General features: G+C 57.7%; 13 protein-coding genes. 5 read left to right on the top strand and 8 right to left on the bottom strand.

From position 1 onward, the window contains the following. Positions 1–32 precede the first annotated feature (32 nt). The 4 genes from B3397_RS05580 to B3397_RS05565 are packed head-to-tail and all read left to right on the top strand — an operon-like array spanning position 33 to position 3,214. Complete coding sequence (locus B3397_RS05580; RefSeq protein ID WP_296248032.1) at positions 33–1,379, top strand: saccharopine dehydrogenase NADP-binding domain-containing protein; 1,347 nt, start codon at positions 33–35, stop codon at positions 1,377–1,379. 16 nt (positions 1,380–1,395) lie between these two features. Beyond that, positions 1,396–2,118, top strand: coding sequence for a hypothetical protein (locus B3397_RS05575; RefSeq protein WP_296248030.1), 723 nt, complete (start codon positions 1,396–1,398; stop codon positions 2,116–2,118). 26 nt (positions 2,119–2,144) lie between these two features. Next, positions 2,145–2,861, top strand: a complete 717-nt coding sequence (locus tag B3397_RS05570) for a hypothetical protein (protein ID WP_296248028.1) — start codon at positions 2,145–2,147, stop codon at positions 2,859–2,861. 14 nt (positions 2,862–2,875) lie between these two features. Beyond that, a complete protein-coding gene (locus B3397_RS05565) occupies positions 2,876–3,214 on the top strand; it encodes a hypothetical protein (protein WP_296248026.1) in 339 nt (112 codons plus the stop codon). A 215-nt stretch (positions 3,215–3,429) separates the two neighbouring features. Here the strand turns inward: B3397_RS05565 and B3397_RS05560 are convergent, their stop codons facing one another. From B3397_RS05560 to B3397_RS05545, 4 genes are all read right to left on the bottom strand, one after another. After that, positions 3,430–4,170, bottom strand: a complete 741-nt coding sequence (locus B3397_RS05560) for a M12 family metallopeptidase (protein ID WP_296248025.1) — start codon at positions 4,168–4,170, stop codon at positions 3,430–3,432. A gap of 250 nt (positions 4,171–4,420) precedes the next feature. Then, entirely contained in the window at positions 4,421–5,134 is a 714-nt protein-coding gene (locus B3397_RS05555) for an ABC transporter ATP-binding protein (protein WP_296248023.1), read from the bottom strand. After that, positions 5,131–5,970 carry an ABC transporter permease gene (locus B3397_RS05550; RefSeq protein WP_296248021.1) on the bottom strand — a complete coding sequence of 280 codons (840 nt, stop codon included), beginning with the start codon at positions 5,968–5,970 and terminating at the stop codon, positions 5,131–5,133. The genes B3397_RS05555 and B3397_RS05550 overlap by 4 nt, the downstream gene beginning before the upstream one ends. 4 nt (positions 5,971–5,974) lie before the next feature. Further along, positions 5,975–6,955: an aliphatic sulfonate ABC transporter substrate-binding protein gene (locus B3397_RS05545; protein ID WP_296248019.1), complete on the bottom strand. Its 981-nt coding sequence runs from the start codon at positions 6,953–6,955 to the stop codon at positions 5,975–5,977. A 183-nt stretch (positions 6,956–7,138) separates the two neighbouring features. Between B3397_RS05545 and B3397_RS05540 the strand changes: the two genes are divergently transcribed. Continuing rightward, entirely contained in the window at positions 7,139–8,026 is an 888-nt protein-coding gene (locus tag B3397_RS05540; protein ID WP_296248017.1) for a LysR family transcriptional regulator, read from the top strand. A 281-nt stretch (positions 8,027–8,307) separates the two neighbouring features. On the opposite strand, the gene B3397_RS05535 is transcribed toward B3397_RS05540, so the two are convergent. The 4 genes from B3397_RS05535 to B3397_RS05520 all read right to left on the bottom strand — a co-directional run. After that, positions 8,308–9,546 (bottom strand): MSMEG_0569 family flavin-dependent oxidoreductase, encoded by a 1,239-nt coding sequence (locus tag B3397_RS05535; protein WP_296248015.1) that lies wholly within the window; start codon positions 9,544–9,546, stop codon positions 8,308–8,310. A gap of 24 nt (positions 9,547–9,570) precedes the next feature. Continuing rightward, positions 9,571–9,897 carry an MSMEG_0570 family nitrogen starvation response protein gene (locus tag B3397_RS05530; RefSeq protein WP_296248013.1) on the bottom strand — a complete coding sequence of 109 codons (327 nt, stop codon included), beginning with the start codon at positions 9,895–9,897 and terminating at the stop codon, positions 9,571–9,573. A 1-nt stretch (position 9,898) separates the two neighbouring features. Next, positions 9,899–10,888, bottom strand: a complete 990-nt coding sequence (locus B3397_RS05525) for a sll0787 family AIR synthase-like protein (protein ID WP_296248011.1) — start codon at positions 10,886–10,888, stop codon at positions 9,899–9,901. Next, positions 10,881–11,275: MSMEG_0567/Sll0786 family nitrogen starvation N-acetyltransferase (locus B3397_RS05520; protein WP_296248010.1), on the bottom strand; the 395-nt coding region annotated here is incomplete at its 5' end. The genes B3397_RS05525 and B3397_RS05520, both read right to left, overlap by 8 nt.

The raw sequence follows: 11,275 nt of genomic DNA, 5'->3' as shown, positions 1-11,275 counted from the left end.
AATGTCTATTGAAAAAATAAGAGGTTTCTCGAATGAAATTGATTGAGCACATTGTCATTGTTGGGTTTGGAAGTATCGCTCAGGCGCTGCTGCCTCTTCTGAGGCGTCAGTATACGTGCGATATCACTATCCTCGAGAAAATAGTCGATGCCCGTCAAGAAGCGCTGGCGGTTGAGTACAGCGTGAATGTGATTGAAGTGGCCCTGACGGCAGATAATTTTGAGGCAATACTATCTTCACATCTGAGTGAGCAAACTTTTCTTCTAAACCTAGCAGTGTCAGTCTCCAGCGTAGATCTCATTAGGCTTGCTCAATCGCATGGCGCGCTTTATCTGGATACTTGTATTGAGCCTTGGGGATACGCTGAGGAGGGCGCTACGCTAACCAGTAATTTTGCCTTGCGTGAGAGGATGAAGGAAATGGCCGCCCAAATGGGTCAAGGGTTTGCAACGGCTATCGTTGCCCATGGCGCAAACCCTGGCTTTATCTCCGTGCTTTTGAAAAAAGCGCTGATCGATATGGCAATGCTCAACGATGTCACCTTCAGACCCCATAAGCATGAGGAGTGGGCAATATTGGCCCAAGCGCTTGGGGTGCGCGTAATTCAAATCTCTGAGCGGGATACCCAAGTGTCCTTTGAAAAATCCCCAGTCGGCCAGTTTTTGAGCACCTGGTCCGTTGACGGGCTAATTACCGAGTGTCTCCAGCCGGCGGAAATGGGTTGGGGTAGCCATGAAGGTAACCCGCCCCGAGGTAGCACCAAAAATGGGTATTCGGTGGCGATGAAAGAGCAAGGATGTGATGTGTTAGTAAAAAGCTGGTCGCCCAACGCTCTTGAGTTTCAAGCGTATTTGCTTACCCATAACGAATCTTTGTCCATCGCAGAATATTTAACAATCGGGGATCATGTAAATCCAGCCTATAGGCCTACGGTATACTATGCATATCATCCATGTGATCAGGCCGTAAAGTCGATAGGTTTACTTCGAAAAGAGGGCCGAAATGAAGTGGTTTCCAAAAAGGTGCTGATGGGTAGCGTAGTTTCCGGTATCGATGAGTTAGGTGTTTTTCTAATAAGTGATATCTACAGTTCTTATTGGCTGGGGTCTAACCTTTCAATTGGAAAAGCAAGAAAAATGGCGAAATACAATAACGCTACTAGTCTGCAGGTCGTATCGAGCGTTCTTGCTGGGATGGCATGGGCACAAGCGCATCCGGCGGAAGGCCTCGTCGAGTCAGAAAAGCTGGACTGGCAAGCAGTATACGAATTTGCGAAAGCATACTGGGAGCCTCTCGTTTCGCAAGAGACTAATTGGGCGCCCACTCAGTCGCAGAACCAACTTCTGTTCGAGAATTTTAGGGTGCTTGAGCAACGCTAACTTGAGGGCGTCAAGGATGAGTATTCATGGAAAGCTACCGAGGCGAGGCACGCCAGATGCCGCCAATTTGCTGTCAAATTTCGTATTCCCGGAATGCAAGCTCTCATTAGAATCAAGAGCGTCATGGAAAGAAGTATTTTTTGATTCGATGATCACTGAATACGATGCTAGACGTCTTTATTGGTATCTTGAATCACGACATGCTGATGTCTTTGCAGTGTTGGTCGATGTATTAAATCCATGGCTTAGAGATGAAATTGATCATGCTCATGGATTTGCTATCATCTACGCGTCCTTTAGCAATATCTCATTCGATGAGGTGCTCTTGAGCGCTGAGCTCAGAAAGCCGGACTTCAGTATCATCGATTCGATAGCAACAGATCCTTTGAAATTGTTGGTTGCATTGGCTTATGACGAGATTGTTACCACTCACGTGTATCACCGAAGTATTAAAACTTACGACGAGTTTGCTTGTTCGAAACTATCCAGTTGGATAAGGAAAGCCAAAAGGGATGAGGTTATGCATTTCTTCGCTTTTGTTGAGAAAGCTAAGCAACTGTATCCTCACAGACTACATGAAGTGTCAGGAATGCTCGATCAGATTTATAGGGTGGATTTTGAAAAAGAAAGTTATACGGGGACATTTGTGCTAGATCACAATGCTCCGGATTTCCCCATAAGCAAAGAAGAAATAAAATCCACGATTCTTCCTGCGATAATAAAAAAATTCGTCTGTTGAACGACGGGAAATTAGAGGTGATGTAGATGATGGTCACAAGCTTCCTCAAAAAAAGAAACTGGAGTGCCCGTTCTATCATTGAAGATATTGCGCGAAGTGGATGGAGCAATGTTGGGGTTGATTCTTCTTTGAAGGAATTCTTCATGGCTGACCTTTGTTCCGAGTACGACTCGATCAATCTCTATAATCTGCTCTACTCGCGGCGTCAGGAGTTTTCACCTTACTTTGTCCAGTATTTGGATTTCTGGTATGCAGATGAGAAAAATCATGCCGATGGTTTTTTTGAGTTGAGTCGTCTTGTTTTCGGAATGTCGGAGCTCAGCCTTCTCCAAGCATTGCAACCCCGTACAGCGGACTTTTCTGGCATGCATGACATCTTGTCAGATGAATTTAGATTATTGTTGAAGTTCGCTTATGACGAATACATCTCTGTAAAAACCTATAAGAAAGATACCTTTTATGAGGGGCTTGGACATCCAGGTTTCCGATATTGGATTAAAAACCTGATTGCTGACGAGGCCGTCCACTTCGGAAATGCCATCAAGCTTCTAAGGCGTGATCATTCTGGAAGGATGCACGAATGTGAAGCGGTGCTGAATATGATCTCAAACTTTGAGGGAGAATCTTATAAGAATACTTTTCTCTTTGATCATGACGGCCCTCATTTCTCGCTTTCAGGTGAGGAGGTGGGCCAAGTGATTGTTCAGGATATACTGCAGATATTGCATAAGGGGTCAGTGTGAAGAAAGAGTACTATATGCTGCTCGCGCTGCTCCTGATGGTATTCGGTGAGATCTTAACCATTTATAGCGAAGTGTACGCAGCCAAGCTGCCAGCCAAGGTTTCGGAAAACCCAGGGATGTTTATCAAACCGATGGCTTGGATTTGTGTGGCAGGTATAAGCCTGGTTTTGGCTTATTGGCTCGGGTATCAAGCTACAGGCAATATTTGGGTTGTGACAGTCGCATCACTGACGCTGCTACTGATATTGGAGCCGATTGTGATCTACGCCATGCTGCGAGAGCTTCCACAACGGGGGGCGGTTATTGGGTTTGTGCTTGGCGCCATAGGCTTGATTGCCACTGTTGCACTTTAACTTATTGGGGATTTCAGAATGAAGCTCGAAGATGGACTTGATCCATCGTGGTTTTTTCATGCTGCCAGATTCCGAAAAATCACTTTGGCGTTTGGCGACCACGCAACGTTGTAACTCAGGGAGCCAGCCCAGCCAAGTGCTGGGCGGCCGAGTGGGCGACGCGCTACACCTGAGCGGGGCTAGTCCTTCAAGACTGAGAAACCAGGCAATCTTGCCTACATCTCCGCCGGGGAGGGCCGAGGATAGATACGGCGCGCAAAGGCACGATCTTTCTTGCTCAGTTTTTGATTGAATCCGACTTCCCAGTCGCCAATCGTCTGCTCCTGTAGCACGGCGTAGTGCATGATCGATGTCGGGTCATAGGCATTGCCTTTGGCGATGGCTTTGTCCGTCTTTTCGAACAGGTTCAGATCCACTGTTTGTTGATCGACGCCTTTTGCTGCGAAGTATGCGTAGACCTTGGGCTTGTCCCAAGGGATGTTTGCTTGTGGGTGCTGGTGCTCATGCAGCAACCCCAGTACGTGGCCAAACTCATGCAAGACGGTTCGGGCGAACATCGGATCGTCGGGCTTTGCGCCCAGTGCCATGGTCCCGTCGTGCGAATCGACCAGCAGTGCGTCGGTGCCGACATGGCTATGATTGGAATCGATGTCGGTAAAAATACGGATTTCACCTTGTTTGCCGTCGACGAAATCGAACTTGAGGTAGGCATAGCGCAGCCACTGACGGGCAATCGTCTCGACCGCCTTTTTATGATCGGCAGACGGTTCGTTCATGAAGGCGATGCGCAGTGTGCGGCCTGGTTTCCAGAATTTGGAGAATTGCCCCAATGCGCGTTTCTGCCGCCCGGAGGTCGGTGAGGATAAGGCGTTGGCGGGGTTCTCGCACAACGCCGCTTGGCGGGACGCTTCAAAGTCCGGCGTCGCCGGGAATTTGCAGAACAATAGATCGTGCATGATGGTGCTCCATAGTGATGAGGGCACCATCATGTCGATCCTTCAGCGTCCTTAGTGCCTATATAAATAGTGGGGCGGTCAGCAGCACGCCGGCGTCAGTAATGCAGGGTAGGGTGATGTTGCTGTCGGTGCCCCATCGCGGGTAGAACCCGCTCCCACAGGGGGATTTCACGATGTTGAAGTGTGCTGTGGGATGGGTGCTTTTGCTGGGCCTATCGCGGGTAGAACCCGCTCCCACAGGGGGGAGGGTTCAGATCACATGGGCCAGCTGCAACTGTGTCAACGCTTGGGCCTTGAAGCTCGCCAGGGCGGGATCGCGGCGGTCGCGGGGGTGGGGGAGGGTGATGGCGATATCCTCGGTGATGCTGCTGGGGCGGTTGCCCATCACCAGTACCCGGTCGCTGAGGTACAGCGCTTCGTCGACGTCGTGAGTGACCAGCAGCAGGGCGATGTGGTGACGCCGGGCGAGGTCGAGCAGCAGGTCCTGGAGCTTCATTCGCGTGAATGCATCCACCGCGCTGAACGGCTCGTCCAGCAGCAGCACTCTCGGACGCGAGTACAGGCCGCGGGCGATTGCCACGCGTTGCGCCATGCCGCCGGATAGCGCTTTGGGCAGGGCCTGGGCGAAGCCATCCAGGCCTACTTCCTCGATCAGTTGGGTGGCCCAGGGTTTGTCATAGCGGTTGTCGTCGTGAAAGCCGATGTTGCGCTCCACGCTCAGCCACGGCATCAACCGCGGCTCTTGAAATACGAACGCCAGCTGCTCGCCGCAGGTGTTCACTTCGCCAATGTAGTCGCGATCCAGTCCGGCGGCGATGCGCAACAGCGTGCTTTTGCCGCAGCCGCTGGGGCCAAGCAGGCTGACCACTTCGCCGGCGTGCAGTTGCAGGTGCACGTCCTTGAGCACCAACGTCTCGGCAAAGATCTTGCGGCGGACGTGGATGTCCAGCAGCGTGTTGCTCATGGTTGACCTCCCGAGCTCTGGCCGGTGTAGGCGTCGCGCCAGCTGACGCAGCGTTTTTCCACTTTGGCCAGCAATCCGTCGGTGACTTTGCCCAGCACCGCCAGGGCCAGAATGGCGGCGAGCACGATGTCGGGCCGCGAGGTTTCGCGGCCGTCGCTGAGCAGATACCCCAGTCCTTTGGTGGCGGCGATCAGCTCGGCGGCCACCAGAAACATCCACGCCATGCTCAGGCCACTGCGCAGGCCGGTGAACAAGCCGGGCAGGGCAGCGGGCAGCAAGATGCGCAGGGTCAAGCGCCGTGAGTTGAAGCGATACATCTGGCCCACTTCCACCAATTTGCGGTCGATGTTGCGTATCGCTGCCACGCCGTTCACATACACCGGAAAAAAGGCGCCGATGGCGATCAACACCACCTTGGACGTTTCATCGATGCCCAGCCACAGCAGCAACAGCGGCACCCAGGCCAGGCTCGGAATGGCTCGCAGGCCGGCGAAGGTGGGTTCCAGATAAGCTTCGGCCTCGCGGCTCAGGCCTACCCAGGCAGCGAACAGCAGCGCCAGTGACGCGCCAATGACGAAGCCGGTCAGCACCCGCAGCAGGCTGGCGAACACATGTTTGCCGAGCGCGCCCCGGCCGAGGTCCCACAGGGTGGCGGCAACCTCGCTGGGCGCCGGCATCTGGTAGGCGGGAATCCAGCCGATGCGCACCACGAATTCCAGCAGCAGGATGATCAACGCAGGCAGCACCAGGCCCTTTGCGCGCGATCGCCACACACCCGAGCGGTGCCGAGTGACGGCGGCCTGGGCGCGGGGCAAGGTTTTACCCGGAACGGACATGCTCTCAGTTCTTCCCGATGACCTGAGCGCCAAAGCGCGGTTCGATGAGCGCGTCGACCACCGCATTGACGTCGACACCTTTGCGTACCAGCCCCTCAGCGGTGAGGATCGGCGCGGCGGCTTTCAGTGCCTGGATCTGCTTGGGGCCTGGCTGTGAGTCAGAGAAATCGGTGCGTGACAGTTGCAGCTTGGCGACGTCCAGTGGCAAGCCGGATTCCTTGGCCAGCAGGGCTGCCAGGTCATCCGGGTGTTGCTGCGCCCAGGAGCGTGCCTGCTCGTAGACCCTGATGACCTGCTCCACGGTGTCGGCGTGCTCCTTGGCGAATTTCTCGGTGACGCTGATCACGCCATAGCTGTTGAAGTCGATGTTGCGATACAGCAATTGCGATCCGGCCTGCAGTTGGCTGGCGGCCAGCAGTGGGTCCAGTCCGGCCCAGGCGTCGACGTCGCCTTTCTCCAGCGCGATACGGCCGTCGGCATGCTGCAGGTGCACCAGCTCGACATCATCCTTGGTCAGACCAGCCTGTTGCAGGCTGCGCAGGGTAAACAGAAACGGATCGGTACCCTTGGTGGCGGCAATCTTCTTGCCCTTGAGATCGGCCACGGTCTTGATGGGAGAATCCTTGCGCACCGCCAAGGCAGTCCACTCCGGGCGGCTGGCGATGTACACGGTCTTGATCGGACTGCCATTGGCACGGCTCAACACGGCGGCCAGTCCGGCGGTCGAGGCGAAGTCGATGCTGCCCCCATTGAGGTACTCCAGCGAGCGGTTGCTGCCTTGGCTCAATACCCAATCGACCTTGGTGCCGGGCAAGGCTTTTTCCAGCCAGCCGAAGTGCCGCACAACCAGGCTGGTGGGGGAGTAATAGGCGTAATCGAGGCGTACTTCGCCTGGCTGGTCGGCGGCTTGGGCAGAACCGGCGAGCGCTGCGAGCAATACGGCGGCCGCCAGCAGCGGTTGAGAAAAACGCTTGAGTAGAGTCATTCAGGAAGGTCCTTCGCAGCAGAGAGGCGGCCATGATGCCGAGGTTCTCCATCCTAAATGATCTAAAAACGGCTATATAAATACCCTTTGTTTCTTAGCTTATGTCGAGAATCGAAGCGCCTGAGGGATGCTTTCGCGGCAACAACCCGCTATAAACCTCCGACTGTCTCCCAGGGAATGACAATGAACGCTTTCGAGGACATGCGCCTGTTCGTGCAGGTGATGGAGTCGCGCAGCTTCACGGCGGCGGCCGAGCAGTTGGGTCTCTCCAAGCAGTACATCAGTCGGCGCTTGATGCAGCTGGAAAGCCGCCTGGGTGCCCGGCTTCTCAACCGGTCGACGCGGCGGTTGGACGTCACCGCGTTGGGCCAGAGCTACTATGAGTCTGCGGTGCGGTTGCTGGCCGAGGTCGAGCAAGTCGAGCAAGGCATTGCCGGTCAGGGCGCGCAGCCCAAGGGTACCCTGCGTTTGAGTGCGCCGTTGTCCTTCGCGGTAGCGCACCTGGGGAGCCTGATTCCGCTGTTTCTGCAGCGCTATCCCGAGGTCACGGTAGAGGTCGATCTTAGTGACAGGTCGGTGGATCTGTTGGGTGAGGGCTTCGATGTCGTGCTGCGTATCGGCGTGCTGGAAGATTCTTCGTTGATTGCGCGCCGTATCGCCAGCATTCCCCGTGTGTACTGTGCCAGTCCGGCCTACCTCAGTGCTCGAGGCGTACCGACCCATCCCGATCAGCTGGGCGAACACGACTGTCTACCGTATGGCCACGCCCGCCAGGTGCAGTGGCGTTTTCAGGCCAAGGGCAAGCCCATCAGCGTTGGTGTCACCGGGCGCATCCGAGCCAACAACGGCGAGCTGCTCCGTGAAGCCGCCATTGCGGGCATGGGGATCACGTATCTGCCCTCGTTCATCGTCGGTGCCGCCGTGGCGGCCGGGCATCTGCACACCGTGCTCGATGAGTACGCGACCGAGCCTCTGGAGCTGTCGGCGGTCTACCCGCAGCATCGGCAGAGCTCAAGGCCGGTGCAGGTGCTGATCGAGTTCCTGCGCGAGCAGCTCGGTGAGCAGCTCTGAAGGCGCGTCAGCGGTATTCAGACATGGCTCAGTGCGATGCCGAACGAAACCACGATCATGCAGCACAAGGTCAGGTTGATGTTCATAAGGGCGTCCTGTCAGTGGTTATAGGCTGTCGCTATAGTGCTGATCCTCGACAGCCACAGGAAATTCCCTTTTTCGATACCCAACATCACCCCCATCGATCGGTAGCAGCAGCGTAAGCCGCGTCCAGCCATCCCCCAACCAGCCATCCCCCAAACCAGCCATCCCCCAACCCAGCCATCCCCCAACCCAGCCTGTCACCTCATAAGTGACGCGCTCATAGCCGCCACTTCGGCCACAACGTGCTGAGCATCACGGGCAACCCCGGAAAACCGCCCCGATCCCCACGTATGCAACCAGGGCAGGCCGAGAAAATACAAGCCAGGCTGGGCGGTGACGCCGCGGACGTGTCCGGGGTAGCTGCGGCCGTTGAATACCGGCACATCCACCCAGCTGAAGTCCGGGGTGAAGCCGATGCACCACACCACGCTGGTGATTTCGCTACCGGCCAGGTCCAGGGTCTCGCGTTCAGCCGCAGGCTGCCATAGCGGTACATAAGGTTCGGCCGCTGGCGCGTCGATGGCCTGTTCGGCAATGTATTTGTCGATGCTGGCGTTGATGCGGTTGTAGACGGCGTCGGCGGCATCGAGATTGGTCGCCAGGTTGGCGGAGAATATCAGCCGAGAGCCCTGCAACTCGTTCAGGCGACCAAACAGCTCCATACCTTCGAGGGCGAAGCGGCGCAGGTCGATATCCCGGCCGCCATCACGGCCGGTCACGTAGTGATTGGTGTTGTCGCGCACGCCTTCGCGCAGCGGATGGCTGTCCACACCGATGTCGTAGTAGCCCATTTCGGCCAGCCAGTCGACCACGTCCTTGCCCCGATAGAAGCGCGCGCAGCGCGGCGCTTCGCCCACCGCCAGATACACCTTGCGCCCGGCCAGATGCAGGTCTTCGGCGATCTGTGCGCCGGACTGGCCGGAACCGACCACCAGCACGGCGCCGTCGGGCAGGCTCTGAGCATTGCGGTACTGTTCGGAGTGCAACTGATGGATCTGGGCGGGCAGGCGCTCGGCCAGGCGCGGAATGATCGGCGTGTGATAACCGCCACTGGCGACAATGACCTGGTCGGCGGTGAACGGCCCGACATTGGTTTGCAGGGTATAGCCCCCCTCGCTGCGCCGGCTCAGTCTCTGTACCGCCACGCCTTCGCGTACCGGGGCGTTGACGCTGGCGATGAAGCCATCAAGGTAGGCAACGATCTGCTCTTTCTTCATGAAACCGTTTGGGTCGTCGCCAGTGTAGGGGTAGCCGGGAAGGGCGCACTGCCAGTTGGGGGTGACCAGGCAGAAGCTGTCCCAGCGTTGGTTGCGCCACGTATGCGTCAGGCTGTGTTTTTCCAGTACCAGATGATCGATGTCGTGCTGCTGCAGGTAGTAGCTGGCCGAAAGTCCGGCCTGGCCGCCACCGATCACGATTGCGCTGTAATGGGTCATGCGCTGGTCTCCCGTGGTGAAGGTTCAAAGATCGCCGAAGCGGGCGTAGTTCACATGGCCGCTGCCTTGGGTCGTCATCTCCATCACCACGACCCGGGCGTCTCGATGGGCGAAAGCGCGGGCCTGCATGCGCAAGCCGCCGAGGGTGTCCATGGCGGAGCTGCAATAGAAACCCTTGACCTGCTTGACCCGTTCGGACGCTGCATTCAAGCCGCGTTCGGCGCGCTCGAGGAAGTCGTCCAGGGCGTACCTGTGGCCTGCTTCGAAATACTCCTGAATGGAGGTGGAGGGCGAGTACGCGGTACTTTCCTGGCCGTCAGGCCAGCGCAGGCGAATGTTCACGGCGGGCATGTCAGTGCTCCTGGAGGGGGTAGGTGAAACCGGTGAAGGGGTTTTGTTCGAGGTCCCAGAAGGGCGCGTGTCGCCCTGCCTGCCGAACCTGCACGCGAGCGCTGTGGTCGATACGCCCGATGCAGGCGCAGTGCAGACCCTCGATGGCAAAGGCCGCTTGCACGGTGGCCATGTCGGCGTCTGCCAGGGTCAGCAGGAAGCCGTAGCTGGGGAACGCTTGCAGCCAGCGCGACAGATCGCCGTCCGCCGGGCGCGGCAGCGCGTCCAGATCCACGTCGGCACCACAGCCGGTGGGCTCCAGCAGCATCAGCAGGGTACCCAGCAGGCCGGCATTGCTGATGTCCTTGGCGGCGCGCAGCAGGCCAGCTTCGGCCAGCCTGGGAATGACTTCCAGTTGGCTGCGCAGGCGCTCGCCGGGGACGCCTTCGAACGCTTTCCAATAGGGCGCATCAGCGTGCCATTGGCCGTCCAGGTTGACAGCCATGGCCAGCGTCTGGCCCGGCGCGACATGCAGGGTGGACAGCAGGCTGCGCGCCCAGCCGCTTATGGCAACCGCCAATGCCGCCGGATTTCCCGCAGCCTGGCTGGTATGCCCGCCGACCATCAGCAGACCATACGCCTCGCACGCTGCGCGCATGCCCAGCAAGACCTGCTCGGCCGCGTCGCTGTCATGGTGCCAATAGGCGTTCACCACAGCAGTGGCCCGACCGCCCATGGCGGTGATGTCACTGACGTTGGCCATCACCGCCGACCAGCCGGCGAACCACGGGGCCTGTTCGACGAACGCCGGCAGCATGCCTTCGATAGCCAGTAGCTGGTACTGATCGCCGCAGCGCAGGGCCGCTGTGTCATCGCCGGGTAGCGCATACAGGGCATCGCGGTCCGGCGTCGGGCTGGCGAAGGTTCGTGCCGGGCCCTGGATGGTCCGTTTGGCCTGCATGGCAGGGGTGTTCTGCAGTTCGACCAGCAAGGCCTGCAAGGAATCAGCCATGAGCCACCGCCTTGCGCGGCGGCAAGGCCACCTGCCGGGGCATGAAGGGGTAGTGCGACAGTTGAGCCTGCATCAGGCAGTGGGGCTGACCGAGCAGCTCGATGTGCTCCAGGGTATGCCAGCGCAGGTTGTGAAAGTAGGCTTCGTTGGCCTGTTGCACCGTGGCCAGGAAGGTTTCGCAGCCCAGGTCCACGGCTCGCGCCACGGCCTCGTTGACCAATGCCTTGCCGATCATGCCCTGGCGCCGGTAGGCCTGCTCCACGCACAGGCGCCCGCCATACCACTGCCGTGGTTGTGCCTGATAGATGCGTACGGCGCCGATGACCCGTTCCGGCATGCCGCAGTGGTGCGCGACGGCGACGAGGGGAATGGCCTGAAAATCTCGCT

It is taken from the genome of Pseudomonas sp. UBA4194 (genome assembly GCF_002379585.1).
Classification (GTDB): domain Bacteria; phylum Pseudomonadota; class Gammaproteobacteria; order Pseudomonadales; family Pseudomonadaceae; genus Aquipseudomonas.
This window is presented reverse-complemented; position numbering and strand designations above follow the sequence as displayed.